This window comes from Burkholderia sp. Bp9143, assembly GCF_003853645.1.
Taxonomy (GTDB): Bacteria; Pseudomonadota; Gammaproteobacteria; order Burkholderiales; family Burkholderiaceae; genus Burkholderia.
On record NZ_QTPO01000035.1, the window covers coordinates 57,173 to 73,922 of the forward strand.

Sequence of the window (16,750 nt, forward strand, 5' to 3'; positions counted from 1 at the left end):
CGACGCGACCGGCTGCGGGCAAGCTCCGACGGATTGTAATGAGCGTGCACGGACACGCGCAACAAAATTTTCGAATTATGAGATCTTTTCTCGTAATGCGGAATATTGCTGCGCCGCACCCATGTTCCGGGCCTCTGCCACGCGCGCCGCGAGCACAAATCCGTTTCCGTTCAACATATCCGGTATGGGTTTTCCATGTATTGCGCTGCGCTACAATCCTGCCATGTTGACCGATCGGCTTTTCGCACGCTCGGCGCGACCGTCGGGCCCGCCGGCGGAGTCGCAGCCGTCCCGTTGGCACCACGGACCGTGGTGGTCCAATTCCTATTTGCTGACGCCGCTGCTGTCGATCCTCGTGTTCCTCGTGGTGATGAGCCTGATTCTATGGAGCCTCAATCGCCGCGAACAGCAACAGCAGGAAGACACCCTGTTCCGTAACGTCGCGTGGGCGCAGCAGCAGATCCGCCTGTCGATGACCGGCGCGCAGGAGCAGCTGCAGGCGCTGTCGCGCGATCTCGCGTCCGGCCGCCTCGACCAGAATGCGTTCCAGATGGCCGTCGCGGACGTGATGCAAACGCATCCGGAAATCCTCTATCTGAACTGGTACACCGCGCCCGGCGTGCAGCGCTGGCCGACCGTGCACCCGCCGCTGCTCGGCCAGCGGCTCGCGAAGCCCGGCGACGCGCAGATGCAGGACGCCGTGCGCGGCGCGTACGACGAAGCGCATAGCACGCGCCGCCAAGCCTATTCTCCGCTGATCTACGACGACTTCGGCAACGGCTTCATCACGCTGCAGACGCCCGTAATGCGCGGCGATCGCGAGTACCTCGGCTCGATCGCCGCGGTGTTCTCGGTCGAAGGGATCCTGAAGCACGACATCCCGCAGGAGCTGTCGTCGAAGTACAAGATCTCGATCACCGACTCGAACAACCGCGAGCTGTCGTCGACGTCGACGCGCCCGCGCCTGCCGCGCGACTCCCACTACGACCTGCCGCTCGATCCGCCCGGCCAGGGGCTGACCGTGCGCGTGTACGCGTTCCCGCAGCTCACGAACCTGACCAACAACACGCTCGTGTGGCTCGTCGCCGGGCTGTCTTGCTTCGTGCTGTGGAGCCTCTGGAGCCTGTGGAAACACACGCGCCAGCGCTTCGAGGCGCAGCAGGCGCTGTATGCCGAGGCGTTCTTCCGCCGCGCGATGGAGAACTCGGTGCTGATCGGCATGCGCGTGCTCGACATGCATGGCCGCATCACGCACGTGAACCCCGCGTTCTGCCGGATGACGGGCTGGGACGAGACCGACCTCGTCGGCAAGGTCGCACCGTTCCCGTACTGGCCGCGCGACTCGTATCCGGAAATGCAGCGCCAGCTCGACATGACGCTGCGCGGCAAGGCACCGAGCTCGGGCTTCGAACTGCGCGTGCGGCGCAAGAACGGCACGCTGTTCCATGCGCGCCTCTACGTGTCGCCGCTGATCGACAGCTCCGGCCGACAGACCGGCTGGATGTCGTCGATGACCGACATCACCGAACCGAAGCGCGCGCGCGAGGAACTCGCGGCCGCGCACGAACGCTTCACGACGGTGCTCGAAAGCCTCGACGCCGCGGTGTCGGTACTGGCCGCCGACGAAGCCGAGCTGCTGTTCGCGAACCGCTACTACCGCCACCTGTTCGGAATCCGCCCGGACGGCCACCTCGAGCTGTCGGGCGGCGGCTTCGACCGCGCGCAAGCGTCGTCCGACTCGATCGACATGGTCGACGCGTTCGCGGGCCTGCCGGCGGCTGCGCTGACGAGCAGCACGGCCGACGCGCAGGAGGTATACGTCGAGAGCATCCAGAAGTGGTTCGAGGTGCGCCGCCAGTACATCCAGTGGGTGGACGGCCACCTCGCTCAGATGCAGATCGCGACCGACATCACGACCCGCAAGAAGGCGCAGGAACTCGCGCACCAGCAGGAAGAGAAGCTGCAGTTCACGAGCCGATTGATGACGATGGGCGAAATGGCGTCGTCGATTGCTCACGAATTGAACCAGCCGCTCGCCGCGATCAACAACTACTGCTCGGGCACGCTCGCGCTCGTGAAGAGCGGCCGCGGCACGCCCGAGACGCTGCAGCCCGCGCTGGAAAAGACCGCGCAGCAGGCGCTGCGCGCGGGGATGATCGTCAAGCGGATCCGCGAATTCGTGAAGCGCAGCGAGCCGAAGCGCCAGCCGGCGCGGGTCGCGGACATCGTCGCCGACGCGGTCGGGCTCGCCGAAATCGAGGCCAGGAAGCGCAGGATCCGGATCGTCACTGAAATCCTCGCAAGAATGCCTATTATTTATGTCGACCCCGTGCTGATCGAGCAGGTGCTCGTGAACCTGATGAAGAACGCGGCCGAGGCGATGGCCGACGTGAAGCCGGCGTCGGCGGACGGCATGATCCGCGTCGTCGCCGACATCGAGGCGGGTTTCGTCGACATCCGCGTGATCGACCAGGGTCCGGGCGTCGACGAAGCGACCGCCGAACGCCTGTTCGAACCGTTTTACAGCACCAAGTCCGACGGCATGGGCATGGGGCTGAACATCTGCCGTTCGATCATCGAATCGCATCGGGGGCGTCTGTGGGTGGTCAACAATGTCGAACCGGACGGCCGCATTTCCGGCGCGACATTCCACTGCAGCCTGCCCATTGGGGAACCCGCTGATCTCGGCCAAGGGGGGCGCGAGGCATCGGCATCACATACCGTTACGGGAGAACTATGAATAGCCCTGTCACCACCACTCAGGAAACTGTCTTCGTCGTCGACGACGACGAAGCCGTACGGGACTCGCTGCGCTGGCTGCTGGAGGCGAACGGCTATCGCGTGCAATGCTTCTCGAGCGCCGAGCAGTTCCTCGATGCCTACCAGCCGGCGCAGCAGGCCGGCCAGATCGCCTGCCTGATCCTCGACGTGCGGATGTCTGGCATGAGCGGCCTCGAACTGCAGGAGCGCCTGATCGCCGACAACGCCGCGCTGCCGATCATCTTCGTCACGGGCCACGGCGACGTGCCGATGGCGGTGTCGACGATGAAAAAGGGTGCGATGGACTTTATCGAGAAACCGTTCGACGAGGCCGAGCTGCGCAAGCTCGTCGAGCGGATGCTCGACAAGGCCCGAAGCGAAAGCAAGAGCGTCCAGGAACAGCGCGCCGCGAGCGAGCGCCTGTCGAAGCTGACCGCGCGCGAACAGCAGGTGCTCGAGCGGATCATCGCCGGCCGCCTGAACAAGCAGATCGCCGACGATCTCGGGATCAGCATCAAGACGGTGGAAGCGCACCGCGCGAACATCATGGAAAAGCTCAACGTCAACACGGTCGCCGATCTGCTGCGCCTCGCGCTGTCGAAGAAGCAGGCCTGAACGTTGCGCGGCCGCGGGGCACCTGCCCGGCCGGCCGCGCCACCGCGCCGCGCGATGCGGCCCACTCGCGCGGCGTGGCCCGGCGCTTCCTCCCGGAGCGCCGGCACTGCCGCCATGACGCTTCCCGTGTATTCGCTGTCGGACGACAGCAAGCGAACGGTATAATTGCGTGCTTTGCTGCGGCGCTTCAGGCGTCGTACGCCCGCATTCCAACTTCCCGGCAGGACCCACCACCATGACAGCCCTCCTCATCGACGGCAACGCCCTCTCGAAGACCTTGCGCGCGCAGGCCGCCGAACGCGCCGCCACGCTGACCGCGCGTGGCCACCAGCCCGGCCTCGCGGTGATCCTCGTCGGCGCGAACCCGGCGAGCGAAGTCTACGTGCGCAACAAGATCAAGGCGTGCGAGGACAACGGTTTCTTCTCGCAGAAGGATGCGTATCCGGACACGCTGTCGGAGGCCGACCTGCTCGCGCGCATCGACGAACTGAACCGCGCCCCGAAGATCCACGGCATCCTGGTCCAGTTGCCGCTGCCCGCGCACATCGACAGCCACAAGGTGATCGAGGCGATCGCGCCGGAGAAGGACGTCGACGGTTTCCACGTCGCGAACGCCGGCGCGCTGATGACGGGCAAGCCGCTGTTCCGCCCGTGCACGCCGTACGGCGTGATGAAGATGTTCGAAGCGCATGACATCCGGCTGCAGGGCGCGAACGCCGTCGTGATCGGCCGTTCGAACATCGTCGGCAAGCCGATGGCGATGATGCTGCTCGAAGCCGGCGCGACCGTAACGATCTGCCATAGCAAGACGCGCGACCTCGCCGCGCACACGCGCCAGGCCGACGTCGTGGTCGCCGCGGTCGGCAAGCGCAACATCCTGACGGCCGACATGGTCAAGCCCGGCGCGACGGTGATCGACGTCGGCATGAACCGCGACGACGCGGGCAAGCTGTGCGGCGACGTCGACTTCGCCGGCGTGAAGGAAGTCGCCGGCCACATCACGCCGGTGCCGGGCGGCGTCGGCCCGATGACCATCACGATGCTGCTGATCAACACGATCGAGGCCGCCGAGCGCGCCGCCGCGGCCGCCTGATCGCCACGCGATCGCCCTGCCCGCCCAGCCGGCGCGCATTCGTGCGCCGGCATCTCGCCGACCGCCGTCGCGGCCGCGCCCCACACTGCCGCACGGCTGAACTCGCCGCGTTTTGCCCCTATCCGACCCCGCGTCGACCGCATTCAATCGCGTCGTTAGAAACTAACGATTGGAAAGCGCGCGATGCGCCCCAATAATGTCGGTATCGGGCGCCGACGCATCGCGCCTCACCCTTTTCACCCCGGTTCATCCGGCAACAGACAGGGAGTCTTAATGTCCGCCAGCGCCAATTCCAATCCGCTCCTCGATTTCTCCGGCCTGCCCCGCTTCGGCGAGATTCGTCCGGAACACGTGACGCCCGCGCTCGACACGCTGCTCGATGCCGCCAACCGCGCGGTCGACACCGCGAGCGCGCCCGCGACGCCGGCGACCTGGGCCGCGATCGTCGAAACGGTCGAGCAGGCGACTGAGCCGCTCGGGCGCGCATGGGGCGTCGTCGGCCACCTGAACGCGGTTGCCGATACGCCGGAACTGCGCGCCGCGTACGGCGAAAACCTGCCGCGCGTGACCGAATTCTGGTCGAGCGTCGGCCAGAACCTCGCGCTGTACGAGAAGTACAAGGCGATCGCCGCGAGCGCCGAATACCCGACGCTGTCCGCCGAGCGCAAGAAGATCCTCGACAACGCACTGCGCGATTTCCGCCTGTCGGGCGCCGAGCTGCCGGAAGACCAGAAGCCGCGCTTCGCGGAACTGCAGGAGCAGCAGGCCGCGCTGTCGAAGGCATTCTCCGACCACGTGCTCGACGCGACCAACGCGTATGCGTATTTCTCGCTGGACGAGGCCGAGCTGGCCGGCCTGCCGGGCGACGCGATCGAAGCGGCCCGCGAAGCCGCGCAGAAGGAAGGCAAGGAAGGCTGGAAGTTCACGCTGCACTTCCCGTCCTACTTCCCGGTGCTGCAGTACGCCGAGAATCGCGCGATGCGCGAGACGCTGTACCGCGCGTATGCGACGCGCGCGTCCGAACTCGGGCCGCAGTACGGCGGCGGCAAGGCCGAGTGGGACAACACGGCGATCGTCGCGGATGAGCTGAAGCTGCGCCGCGAAGAAGCGCAGATGCTCGGCTACCGCAACTTCGCCGAAGTGTCGCTCGCGCCGAAGATGGCCGAATCGCCGCAACAGGTCATCGCATTCCTCGAGGATCTCGCGACGCGCGCGCGCCCGCATGCGGACAAGGACTGGGACGAACTGCGCGCGTTCGCCGCGAAGGAACTCGGCCTGACCGAGCTCGCGCCGTGGGACGTCGCGTTCGCGGCCGAGCGGCTGCGCCAGCAGCGCTACGCGTTCTCGGAAAACGAGGTCAAGCAGTACTTCCCGGAACCGGCCGTGCTGAAGGGCCTGTTCACCGTCACCGAAACGCTGTTCGGCGTGCGGATCAAGCCGGACGACGCACCGGTGTGGCACAAGGACGTGCGCTTCTTCCGCGTGGAGAACCGCGACGGCTCGCTCGTCGCGCAGTTCTATCTCGACCTGTATGCCCGCGAAGGCAAGCGCGGCGGCGCGTGGATGGACGACGCGCGTGCGCGCGCCAAGCGCGGCGACACCGTGCAGACGCCGGTTGCATACCTGACCTGCAACTTCTCGGCGCCGATCGGTGGCAAGCCCGCGTGCTTCACGCACGACGAGGTCATCACGCTGTTCCATGAATTCGGCCACGGGTTGCATCACATGCTCACGCGCGTCGACGAGCTCGGCGTGTCGGGCATCAACGGCGTCGAATGGGATGCGGTCGAGCTGCCGTCGCAGTTCATGGAAAACTTCTGCTGGGAATGGGACGTGCTGTCGTCGATGTCGTCGCACGTCGATACCGGCGCCGCGCTGCCGCGCGAGCTGTTCGACAAGATGATCGCCGCGAAGAACTTCCAGAGCGGCCTCGGCACGCTGCGCCAGATCGTGTTCTCGATGTTCGACATGCTGCTGCATGTCGACTTCGATCCGGCCAGCGCAACCGGCGTGAACGCGTTCGCACGCGAGATCAACGAGCGCTACCACGTGATTCCGCAGGCCGCGTTCTCGCGCTGGCCGAACACGTTCAGCCACATCTTCGCGGGCGGCTATGCGGCCGGCTACTACAGCTACAAGTGGGCCGAGGTGCTGTCGGCCGACGCATACGCGGCGTTCGAGGAAGCGGCCGCCGCAAGCGGCAGCGTGCTCGACGCGGCAACCGGCACGCGTTATCGCCGCGAGATCCTCGAGGTCGGCGGCAGCCGGCCGGCGATGGATTCGTTCAAGGCATTCCGCGGCCGCGAGCCGGAAATCGACGCGCTGCTGCGTCACAACGGGATGGCCTCCCCCGCGCACTGAGCGCGCCCTGCCCGGTTCGTCCGGCAGCATCGAAAGGCACCGCTTCGGCGGTGCTTTTTTTCATGGCGCCGGCGTGTCGCCGCCGGCTTCGTCCGCGTTGTCAGTGTTGTGGCCGGCTTCGTCGTCGAACAGCGAAAACTGCCCGTGACGCTCGGCGGTATCCTCGTCGATGCGCACGCCGACGCCGAGCAGCCGCACGGCCTGCGCGCGCCGCTGCAGCCCCTTCGCGAGCAGCGTGACGGCCGTCTGCGCATTCGTCGCGTCGGCCACGCATTCGACCGTCGTGCGCTGGAAATCGGCGAAGCGGATCTTCACGTACAGCTTGCGGATCGTGCGGGCCGCGCCCGCGCGCGCGATCCGCGCGTCGAGCTGCACGACGAGGCGGCGGATCTCGTCCGCGCATTGCTCGAGCGTCGTCAGGTCGGTCACGTAGGTCGTCTCGACGCTGACCGACTTGCGCTCCTGGTCGGCCTGCACCGGCCGCTCGTCGATCCCGCGCGCCAACTGGTACAGCCGCCGGCCGAACGCGCCGAACTCGCGATGCAGGTCGATCAGCGACCAGTCGCGCAGCTGCGCGCAAGTCTGGATGCCGAGCCGGTCGAGTCGCGCGGCCGTCACCTGGCCGACGCCGTGCAGCTTGCGCACCGGCAGCACCGCGACGAACGCATCGACTTCATGCGGGCGCACGACGAACAGGCCGTCGGGCTTGTTCCAGTCGGACGCGATCTTCGCGATGAACTTGTTCGGCGCGACGCCCGCCGACACCGTCACGCCGACCGTGTCGTACACGCGCTGGCGAATCTCCCGCGCAATCAGCGTCGCACTGCCCTGGCACAGTTCGGAACCGCTGACGTCGAGATACGCCTCGTCGAGCGACAGCGGCTCGACGTCATGCGTATAGTCGCGATAGATCGCCATGATCCGCCGTGATGCCGCGCGGTACTTGTCCATCGCGGACGGCAGGATCAGCAGGTCCGGACACTTGCGCATCGCCAATGCCGACGACATCGCCGAATGCACGCCGTAGCGCCGCGCCTCGTAGTTGCAGGTCGCGATCACGCCGCGCTGGTCGGGCCGGCCGCCGACCGCGAGCGGCCGGTTGCGCAGCGACGGGTCGTCGCGCATCTCCACCGATGCGTAAAAGCAGTCGCAGTCGCAGTGGATGATCTTGCGCACGCGCGGCGGCGCGTCGCCGGGCGGCGGCACGCGCGGATCGGCAGGCGGGATGATGGTCAGGTTCACGGTGTCGATACTGTACAAAAACACAGTGGCCGTTTCAACTGTCGCGTACTGCCGCGTTCGGCCGCCTCCGCCCCGTTCCGGCACGCCCCGGCCGTCGGCCCTCGCCCGTCGCACCGTACCGGTCCGCTTCGCGCGGATCGTACCGCCGTGCGCGCGGGCCGGCCCCTATACTCGTCTGCCACGAGACATGAAACGCACAGGTGACGGATGAAGACGATCGGACTGATCGGCGGGATGAGTTGGGAATCGTCGGCCGAGTACTACCGGATGATCAATCGCCATTCGAAGGCGCTGCACGGCGGTCACCACAACGCGAAGAGCGTGCTGGTCACGGTGGATTTCGCGGAAATCGAAGCATTGCAGCGCGCGCAGGACTGGGCCGCGCTTGGCGAACGGATGGCCGATGCCGCGCGTCAACTCGAAGCCGCCGGCGCCGATCTCGTCGTGCTGACGACCAACACGATGCACCGCGTGCACGCCGCGATCGAGGCTGCGGTGGCGCTGCCGTTCCTGCACATCGCCGATCCGACCGGCGCCGCGCTGCGCGCCGCGGGCGTCGAGCGCGTCGCGCTCCTCGGCACGCGATATACGATGGAATTGCCGTTCTATGCGGCGCGCCTGCGCGACAAGTTCGGCCTCGACGTGCTGGTGCCGGACGAATCCGCGCGCAACGACGTGCACCGGATCATCTACGACGAGCTGTGTCACGGCGTGATCGATGCGGGGTCGCGCGCAACCTACGTGGCGATCATCGACGAACTGGCGAAACGCGGCGCGCAGGCCGTGATCCTCGGCTGCACGGAAATCACGCTGCTGATCGGCGCGGACGATTCGCCGCTGCCGGTGTTCGATACGACCGCGCTGCATGCGAAGGCGGCGGTCGAGTGGGCGGCGGGCTGAAAACAAAAAACCCGGCACGAGGCCGGGTTCTTGTCGACGAAGCGCGCATCGGTCACTTGCGCTGCACATCGTCTGGTGTGCTTGGTTGCGGGGGTAGGATTTGAACCTACGACCTTCGGGTTATGAGCCCGACGAGCTGCCAGACTGCTCCACCCCGCGTCAGAGAAATAAATTATAGGGTGATGAAGTACTCACGTCAATACTTTTGTCACAATTTCTTCGCAGGTCATCGATATCTCGATGCACGGCGCGTGCTTCGCATCGCGTGTCACGCGCGTTCGCGCCCCGTGCTCGCGGTAAGATGGCGGCCTTCGCATTCACCCCGCACGCATTCCCGTTCATGAAAATCGCCACCTGGAACGTCAACTCGCTCAACGTCCGCAAGCAGCACGTGCTCGACTGGCTCGTGCAAAGCGGAACCGACGTGCTGTGCCTGCAGGAACTGAAGCTGCCGGACGAGAAGTATCCGCGCGCCGATCTCGAGGCAATCGGCTACCGCAGCTGGTTCGCAGGTCAGAAGACCTATAACGGCGTCGCGATCCTCGCGCGCGATACGCTCGCCGTTGACGAATCGGACGTGGTGCGCAACATCCCCGGCTTCGACGATCCGCAGCAGCGCGTGGTCGCCGTGACGGTCGAAGGCGTGCGCATCGTATCTGCGTATTTCCCGAACGGCCAGGCACCCGACTCCGACAAGTTCGTCTACAAGATGCAGTGGCTCGACGCGCTGCATGCGTGGCTGAGCACCGAAATGCAGCGCCACCCGAAGCTCGCGCTGCTCGGCGACTACAACATCGCGCCGGAAGACCGCGACGTGCACGACCCGGCGAAATGGGAAGGCCAGAACCTCGTGTCGCCGCAGGAGCGCGCCCATTTCGCGAAGCTGATCGAGCTCGGCTTCGTCGATGCGTTCCGCCGCTTCGAGCAGCCCGAGAAGACCTTCACGTGGTGGGACTACCGGATGTTCGCGTTCCGCCGCAACGCAGGGCTGCGCATCGACCACATCCTGCTGTCGCCGGCGCTCGCCGCCACCTGCACGTCGTGCGAAGTCGACCGCACGCCGCGCACGTGGGAACAGCCGTCCGACCACACGCCAGTCGTCGCGATCGTCGGCTGAGCCCCCTGTCCGCTCGCGCCCGCGCTCAACCGCGCGCGGGCACGGGCCCGAGATGGGCCCACAGGAAGCCGAACTCCGCAGCATCCGATTCGGCGCGCTCCAGATCGTCGGCACTGCCGTGGCCGCCGTCGGTGTTCTCCCAGTACCACACCCGTTCGTGCCCGAGCGCATGCATGCGCGCGGCCATCTTGCGCGCATGCGCGGGATGCACGCGGTCGTCGCGCGTCGACGTCGTCAGCAGCAGCGGCGGATACACGACACCTTCGCGCACGCGGTGATACGGGGAGTAGGCAGCCAGTGCCGCGCCCTCGCGCGAATCGTCCGGATCGCCATATTCGTCGAGCCACGCGGCGCCCGCGTGCAGCTTCGGATAGCGCCGCATGTCGAGCAGCGGCACGCGGCACAGCACCGCGCCGAACAGTTCCGGACGCTGCACCATGCATGCGCCGACCAGCAGCCCGCCGTTGCTGCCGCCCTCGATACCGAGCTGCGCGGCCGTCGTCACGCCGGTGCGGATCAGGTCCTCCGCCACCGCGATGAAGTCGTCGAACGAGCGCTGCCGATGCTCGCGCTGCGCGTCGACGTGCCAGCCCGGCCCGAATTCGCCGCCGCCGCGGATGTGCGCGAACGCGGCGACGCCGCCGCGTTCGAGCCATGCGATGCCGAGTGCATCGCTGTAGCCCGGCAGGTTCGGAATCGCGAAGCCGCCATAGCCTGACAGCAGGCACGGCCGCGCGACACGGTCGCTGCCGCCGAGGTGATCCAGTCCATCGAGTGCGTCACGCGGCCCGATCAGCGTGTACGGCACCACCGTGCCGTCGCGCGAGCGGGCGTTCGCGCGACGCACGACGAGCCCGGCCGCATCGAACCGCACCGGCGGACGGTCGAGCAGCACGCGCCGCGACGGCGCATCGGCCGCGCGATCGGCCAGATCGGCGAGCCAGCATTCGGGCGGATCGAGATAGGTATCGACGTCCACGTACACGTCGTCGTTCAGCGTCGACTCGACCGGCTCGACGTCGATCTGCGCATCGCCCGGCCACTCGAACGGCCGCGCGTCCCACGTCCATGCGCCATCATCGCCCTGGCGCGGCTGCCACAGCATCGTGCGATTGTGCACGTCGTCGAGCCAGCTCGCGATCAGCAGCGTGCGCGTATGCGTCCAGGTGCACGCGGACGTCGACGGTCGCGGCTCGAACAGCGTCGTGAGCTCGCGCGACCCGGCGAGGAACGCCTGCTCGCGGATGGCGAGCAGCGAGCCGCCCGCGTGACGCACGCCGCCGCAGTCCCAGTCGAGCCGCGGCTCCAGCACGAGCCAGCCCTCCCAGAAACCGACCTCGACGTGCGTCGGCACGTCGTAGCGCGCCCACTCGCCCGCGTCGGTCAGCCGGTATGCATGCGCGTCGAAGAAGTCCACGCTGCGCCATGCGACGTGGCGGCCGTCGATCGGATCGAACCCCGCGCCCGCGCTGATGTCGTCGGGTTCGCCACGGAACACGACCGGCGCATCGGCGAGCGGCGTGCCGCGCACCCAGCGGCGCGCTTCGTACGGATAGCCGGCGGCGGTCGCATGCGCGTCGCCGCGATCCCAGCTCACGTAGACGGTATCGCGGTCGATCCAGCCGACCGTGTGATTCCCGGGCTCGTCGATCGTGAAACCGCCGTCGACGAAACGGCGCCGCACCAGGTCGAATTCGCGCACGACGACCGCGTCGGCGCCACCCGGCGACAGCGACAGCAAGGCACGGTCGCCGTCCGGATACAGGATCGCGTCCTGCTCGAACACCCACGACTCCCCCTCTTGCGCGCCGAGCGCGTCGACGTCGAGCAGCGTTTCCCACTCGGGCCGGCCCGCGCGCCAGTCGTCCCAGCGCACGCGGCGCCACAGTCCCTTCGGGTGGAGATCGTCCTGCCACAGGTCGTACGCCCAGTCGCGCCAGCGGGTCGGAATCACCGGGCGTTCGCGCGGCAGATACGCCTGCGCGAGCCGCGCGGTGAGCGCGCGATACGCCTCGTCGTCGCGCAGCGCGACACGCGTGCGCGCGTTCTGCTCGTCGACCCACGCGCGGGCGCGCTTGCTGTCGAGCGCTTCGAGAAATCGGAAGGGATCGGCCCCGGCGGGCCAGCGGAAGGAATCGGACATGACGGGTGCGCACGTGACGGCAAACCGCGATTATGTCCGATTGCGGCATGCGCGATGCGCGCGCATGCCGCGACGGAGGCTTACGGCTCCAGATGCAGTTCCTGGATCTTGCGCGTGATCGTGTTGCGGCCGATGCCGAGCCGCTCCGCCGCCTCGACCTTGCGGCCGCGCGTGAAGTCGAGCGCCTCGCGGATCACGGCCGCCTCGAAGCGGCGCGCGAGCTCGTCCATCACGTCGGCCGAATTCTCGCGCAACAGCCGCGCGACTTCGGTGCGCAGCCCGCTTTCCCACATCGGATAGCCGGCCGGCGCGCCGTTCGGCACGGCCGCGACGGGCACGGCCGCCAACGGCACCGCACCGGCCGCCGGCTGCACGCGCGCGATGTCGCCACCGCCCACGCCGGTGCCGGCGTGCGCATCCACGCCATCGGCCGTCGCAGCCACCGGTGTGCCTGCCGGCACGAGATCGGGCGGCAGATCCTTGATCTCGACCGTCTGCGCGGGCGCCATCACGGTCAGCCAGTTCGCGAGGTTCTCGAGCTGCCTCACGTTGCCGGGAAACGTGAGGGACGTCAGATACGCGAGCGCTTCGTCGGACACGCGCTTCGGCTCGACGCCGAGATCCCGCGCGCTCTTCTGCAGGAAGTGGCGCGTGAGCAGCGCGATGTCCTCGCTGCGTTCGCGCAGCGGCGGCAGCCGCAGCCGGATCACGTTGAGCCGGTGGTAAAGGTCTTCGCGGAACAGCCCCTGCCGCACGCGCGATTCGAGATTCTGGTGCGTCGCGGCGATCACGCGCACGTTCGCGCGCAGCGGGTTGTGGCCACCGACCCGATAGAACTGCCCGTCCGACAGCACACGCAACAGGCGTGTCTGCAGATCGAACGGCATGTCGCCGATTTCGTCGAGGAACAGCGTGCCGTTCTCGGCCTGCTCGAAGCGGCCCTGGCGCGTCGTCTGCGCGCCGGTGAACGCGCCGCGCTCGTGACCGAACAGTTCGGATTCGAGCAGGTCCTTCGGAATCGCCGCGGTGTTCAGCGCGATGAACGGCCCGTTCGCACGCGGGCTGTGACGGTGCAGCGCCCGCGCGACGAGCTCCTTGCCGGTGCCCGATTCGCCGGTGATCAGCACGGTCGCGGCCGAATGCGACAGGCGGCCGATCGCGCGGAACATGTCCTGCATCGCGGGCGCCTGGCCGAGCATCTCGGGCGCCTCGGCGACGCGCTCGTCCTGCGGCGCGCCGCCGCGCAGGCTTTCCTCGACCGCGCGGCGGATCAGCTCGACCGCCTTGTCGACGTCGAACGGCTTCGCGAGATATTCGAACGCGCCGCCCTGGAACGCCGCGACGGCACTGTCGAGATCGGAAAATGCCGTCATGATGATGACGGGCAGGCCCGGCAGGCGCTCGTGCATCGCCTGCAGCAGCTCGAGGCCGGAACCGCCCGGCATCCGGATGTCGGACACGAGCACCTGCGGCGTCTCATGGTCGAGCGCCGCCAGCGCGTCGCGCACGTTCGCGAAGCTCTTCGTCGCGAAGCTGTCCCGGGCGAGCGCCTTTTCGAGCACCCAGCGGATCGATTGATCGTCGTCTACTATCCAGATCGGCTTCATAGGTCGGTCAGAGATTGGTGAATCCGGTGAATCGCCATGCGGCCGCTCAATGATCGAGCGGCAACAGGATCTGAAATTCGGTACGTCCGGGCCGGCTCTCGACCTCGATCATCCCGTCGTGCTGCTGCACGAAGGTTTGCGCGAGCGTGAGGCCGAGGCCGCTGCCGTCGTCGCGCCCGGACACGAGCGGGTAGAAGATCCGGTCGCGGATCTCCTCCGGAATGCCGGGCCCGTTGTCGACCACGTGCAAGTCCAGTGCCAGCTTGTACAGGCGCTTCGCGATCGTCACCTTGCGCGCGACGCGCGTGCGCAGCTCGATCTTCGCGTCGCCCTGCGCGATTCGCTCGCGCAGCGCCTGCGCGGCATTGCGCACGATGTTCAGCAGCGCCTGGATCAGCTGCTCCTTGTCGCCGCGCAGGTCCGGCACGCTCACGTCATAGTCGCGCTCGATGCTGAGCCCGCGCGGAAACTCCGCAAGCATCACCGCGCGCACGCGTTCGCACACTTCATGAATGTTCACGTCGCCGACGATGTGCGGATGCCGGTGCGGCTCCAGCAACCGGTCGACGAGCGTCTGCAGGCGGTCGGACTCCTTGATGATCACCTGCGTGTATTCGCGCAACTCGCCGCGCTCGCGCTCGCTCAGTTCGAATTCGAGCAACTGGGCTGCGCCGCGAATGCCTCCGAGCGGGTTCTTGATCTCGTGCGCGAGGTTGCGGATCAGTTGCTTGTTGACCGCGGTCAGGTCGTGGATGCGCTCCTCGCGATCGGTGCGCGACTGCCGTTCGTTCTCGAACAGCTCGACGAGCACGAAATCGGGCGCGGTCTCGAGGAAGCCGACGATCGCATGCACGTGCAGCGGTTCGCGGCCGGGCCGGTCGAGCACGGTATCGAGATGCGTCGCGTGAAAGCGCTCCTCGCCGATCGCGGTGATCGTCGACGCGAGCTCGTTCGCATTCGGGAAGATCTCGCCCCACGGCCGCTGCGCGAGCTGACGGCGCGAGATGTCGAGCATCGCCTCCGCGGACGGGTTCGCGAACGCGACCCGCAGCGTCTTGCGGTCGAGCACGATCACGACCGTCGGCAGCGCTTCCAGCCCGGCAAGCAGGCCCGAGCGCGCGAGCCGCTCGTCTTCCGTCAGTCGCTCGGGCTGCCCCGTCTTCGCCTTGATGAGATTCTTCAGAGCCATCGTGCGTGTCGTCGCGCCTTACCGGGTCGGAAAATGGAAATTTTCGGAACAAAAAAGGGACGGCTGGACGCCGTCCCCTTTCAGACTCCGCGGTTCCCGCCGCAAGCCGCGCGACGGGAACGAACCGGCAGGACGGCGCTGAATCGAAGCGCCATCGCCGATTACAGCGAGTAGTACATCTCGAACTCGATCGGATGCGTCGTCATGCGGAACTTCGCCAGCTCCTGCTCCTTCAGCGCGAGGTACGCATCGATCATGCCGTCGGTGAACACGCCACCGCGCGTCAGGAACTCGCGATCCTTGTCCAGCGCTTCCAGTGCCTGGTCGAGGCCTGCGCAAACGGTCGGGATCTTTGCATCCTCTTCCGGCGGCAGGTCGTACAGGTTCTTGTCGGCTGCTTCGCCCGGATGGATCTTGTTCTGGATCCCGTCGAGACCGGCCATCATCAGCGCCGTGAAGCACAGGTACGGGTTCGCCATCGGGTCCGGGAAGCGCGTTTCGATGCGGCGGCCCTTCGGGTTCGACACGTGCGGAATGCGGATCGATGCCGAACGGTTGCGCGCCGAGTAAGCGAGCTTGACCGGTGCTTCGAAGTGCGGGACCAGACGCTTGTACGAGTTCGTCGTCGGGTTCGTGATCGCGTTCAGCGCACGGGCGTGCTTGATGATGCCGCCGATGTAGAACAGCGCCAGTTCCGACAGGCCGGCGTAGCCGTTGCCCGCGAACAGGTTCTGGCCGTCCTTCCAGATCGACTGGTGAACGTGCATGCCCGAACCGTTGTCACCGACGACCGGCTTCGGCATGAACGTCGCCGTCTTGCCGTACGAGTGCGCGACGTTATGGATGATGTACTTCGACCATTGCGTCCAGTCGGCACGCTGCACCAGCGTCGAGAACTTCGTGCCGATTTCGTTCTGGCCCTGGCCCGCCACTTCGTGGTGGTGCACTTCGACCGGGATGCCGAGCTGTTCGAGCAGCAGGCACATTTCCGAGCGCATGTCCTGGAACGTGTCGACCGGCGCGACCGGGAAGTAGCCGCCCTTCGTGCCCGGACGGTGGCCCGTGTTGCCGCCTTCGAACTCCTTGCCAGCCGACCACGGTGCTTCTTCCGAGTTGATCTTCACGAAGCAGCCCGACATGTCCGTGTTCCACTGGACCGAGTCGAAAATGAAGAATTCCGGCTCCGGACCGAAGAAGGCCGTGTCGCCGATACCCGTGCTCTTCAGATACGCTTCGCCGCGCTTCGCGAGCGAACGCGGATCGCGCTCGTAGCCCTTGCCATCGGCCGGCTCGACCACGTCGCAGGTCAGCACGAGGGTCGACTCTTCATAGAACGGGTCGATGAACGCGGCGCTCGGGTCCGGCATGAGCAGCATGTCCGACGCCTCGATGCCCTTCCAGCCCGCGATCGACGAACCGTCGAATGCATGGCCGCTTTCGAACTTGTCTTCGTCAAACGCCGAGACCGGCACCGACACGTGCTGTTCCTTGCCGCGCGTATCCGTGAAGCGGAAATCGACAAACTTGACGTCCTCGTCCTTCACGAGCTGCATGACGTCGGCGACGGTTTTACTCATAACCTCTTCTCCTGATTGAACAATTCCGGCGGACTGGGAACCGCCTCGTTTATCGAGCTGCCCGGAGTCTGGCTTTGGCGCAGCGCGCTCCGGGTCGACCGAATTCTATATAGCAGCAACCGTGCCAGCCATGCACAGAAGCGACA

At 66.8% G+C, this 16,750-nt stretch carries 11 protein-coding genes and 1 tRNA gene; 6 read left to right on the forward strand and 6 right to left on the reverse strand.

Features of this window, described 5'->3' with window-relative positions:
- Positions 1-223: 223 nt before the first annotated feature.
- The 4 genes from fixL to DIE23_RS24930 all read left to right on the forward strand — a co-directional run bounded on the left by fixL (position 224) and on the right by DIE23_RS24930 (position 6,829).
- The gene (fixL, locus tag DIE23_RS24915; protein ID WP_124614557.1) at positions 224-2,740 is read left to right on the forward strand and encodes an oxygen sensor histidine kinase FixL; all 2,517 of its coding nucleotides are present in this window, start codon (positions 224-226) and stop codon (positions 2,738-2,740) included.
- Positions 2,737-3,375, forward strand: coding sequence for an oxygen response regulator transcription factor FixJ (fixJ, locus tag DIE23_RS24920; RefSeq protein WP_006493245.1), 639 nt, complete (start codon positions 2,737-2,739; stop codon positions 3,373-3,375). The genes fixL and fixJ overlap by 4 nt, the downstream gene beginning before the upstream one ends.
- 235 nt (positions 3,376-3,610) lie before the next feature.
- The gene (folD, locus tag DIE23_RS24925; protein ID WP_124614558.1) at positions 3,611-4,468 is read left to right on the forward strand and encodes a bifunctional methylenetetrahydrofolate dehydrogenase/methenyltetrahydrofolate cyclohydrolase FolD; all 858 of its coding nucleotides are present in this window, start codon (positions 3,611-3,613) and stop codon (positions 4,466-4,468) included.
- A gap of 273 nt (positions 4,469-4,741) precedes the next feature.
- Positions 4,742-6,829: a M3 family metallopeptidase gene (locus tag DIE23_RS24930; protein ID WP_124614559.1), complete on the forward strand. Its 2,088-nt coding sequence runs from the start codon at positions 4,742-4,744 to the stop codon at positions 6,827-6,829.
- A 60-nt stretch (positions 6,830-6,889) separates the two neighbouring features.
- Here DIE23_RS24930 and dinB read toward each other — a convergent pair whose 3' ends face one another.
- Positions 6,890-8,095, reverse strand: a complete 1,206-nt coding sequence (gene dinB, locus DIE23_RS24935) for a DNA polymerase IV (protein ID WP_124614560.1) — start codon at positions 8,093-8,095, stop codon at positions 6,890-6,892.
- A 183-nt stretch (positions 8,096-8,278) separates the two neighbouring features.
- Between dinB and DIE23_RS24940 the strand changes: the two genes are divergently transcribed.
- Positions 8,279-8,971, forward strand: a complete 693-nt coding sequence (locus DIE23_RS24940; RefSeq protein ID WP_124614561.1) for an aspartate/glutamate racemase family protein — start codon at positions 8,279-8,281, stop codon at positions 8,969-8,971.
- An 82-nt stretch (positions 8,972-9,053) separates the two neighbouring features.
- On the opposite strand, the gene DIE23_RS24945 is transcribed toward DIE23_RS24940, so the two are convergent.
- A tRNA-Met gene (locus DIE23_RS24945) sits at positions 9,054-9,130 on the reverse strand.
- A 181-nt stretch (positions 9,131-9,311) separates the two neighbouring features.
- Here DIE23_RS24945 and xth point away from each other — a divergent pair.
- Positions 9,312-10,088, forward strand: a complete 777-nt coding sequence (xth, locus tag DIE23_RS24950; RefSeq protein WP_221623363.1) for an exodeoxyribonuclease III — start codon at positions 9,312-9,314, stop codon at positions 10,086-10,088.
- Between the two features lie 25 nt (positions 10,089-10,113).
- On the opposite strand, the gene DIE23_RS24955 is transcribed toward xth, so the two are convergent.
- The 4 genes from DIE23_RS24955 to glnA all read right to left on the reverse strand — a co-directional run bounded on the left by DIE23_RS24955 (position 10,114) and on the right by glnA (position 16,604).
- On the reverse strand, positions 10,114-12,231 hold the full coding sequence (locus DIE23_RS24955; protein WP_124614563.1) for a prolyl oligopeptidase family protein: 2,118 nt from the start codon (positions 12,229-12,231) through the stop codon (positions 10,114-10,116).
- Positions 12,232-12,311: 80 nt separating this feature from the next.
- The gene (gene ntrC / locus DIE23_RS24960; protein WP_124614564.1) at positions 12,312-13,838 is read right to left on the reverse strand and encodes a nitrogen regulation protein NR(I); all 1,527 of its coding nucleotides are present in this window, start codon (positions 13,836-13,838) and stop codon (positions 12,312-12,314) included.
- 46 nt (positions 13,839-13,884) lie between these two features.
- The gene (gene glnL, locus DIE23_RS24965; RefSeq protein ID WP_185646528.1) at positions 13,885-15,027 is read right to left on the reverse strand and encodes a nitrogen regulation protein NR(II); all 1,143 of its coding nucleotides are present in this window, start codon (positions 15,025-15,027) and stop codon (positions 13,885-13,887) included.
- A 161-nt stretch (positions 15,028-15,188) separates the two neighbouring features.
- Positions 15,189-16,604 carry a type I glutamate--ammonia ligase gene (glnA, locus tag DIE23_RS24970; protein ID WP_124614565.1) on the reverse strand — a complete coding sequence of 472 codons (1,416 nt, stop codon included), beginning with the start codon at positions 16,602-16,604 and terminating at the stop codon, positions 15,189-15,191.
- Positions 16,605-16,750: the final 146 nt, after the last annotated feature.

What these genes read in the sequence shown, in the direction of transcription:
- fixL (WP_124614557.1), top strand. Translation starts at nt 224, where the DNA reads ATGTTGACCGATCGGCTTTTCGCACGCTCGGCGCGACCGTCGGGCCCG.
- fixJ (WP_006493245.1), top strand. Translation starts at nt 2,737, where the DNA reads ATGAATAGCCCTGTCACCACCACTCAGGAAACTGTCTTCGTCGTCGAC.
- folD (WP_124614558.1), top strand. Translation starts at nt 3,611, where the DNA reads ATGACAGCCCTCCTCATCGACGGCAACGCCCTCTCGAAGACCTTGCGC.
- DIE23_RS24930 (WP_124614559.1), top strand. Translation starts at nt 4,742, where the DNA reads ATGTCCGCCAGCGCCAATTCCAATCCGCTCCTCGATTTCTCCGGCCTG.
- DIE23_RS24940 (WP_124614561.1), top strand. Translation starts at nt 8,279, where the DNA reads ATGAAGACGATCGGACTGATCGGCGGGATGAGTTGGGAATCGTCGGCC.
- xth (WP_221623363.1), top strand. Translation starts at nt 9,312, where the DNA reads ATGAAAATCGCCACCTGGAACGTCAACTCGCTCAACGTCCGCAAGCAG.
- DIE23_RS24955 (WP_124614563.1), bottom strand. Translation starts at nt 12,231, where the DNA reads ATGTCCGATTCCTTCCGCTGGCCCGCCGGGGCCGATCCCTTCCGATTT.
- ntrC (WP_124614564.1), bottom strand. Translation starts at nt 13,838, where the DNA reads ATGAAGCCGATCTGGATAGTAGACGACGATCAATCGATCCGCTGGGTG.
- glnL (WP_185646528.1), bottom strand. Translation starts at nt 15,027, where the DNA reads ATGGCTCTGAAGAATCTCATCAAGGCGAAGACGGGGCAGCCCGAGCGA.
- glnA (WP_124614565.1), bottom strand. Translation starts at nt 16,604, where the DNA reads ATGAGTAAAACCGTCGCCGACGTCATGCAGCTCGTGAAGGACGAGGAC.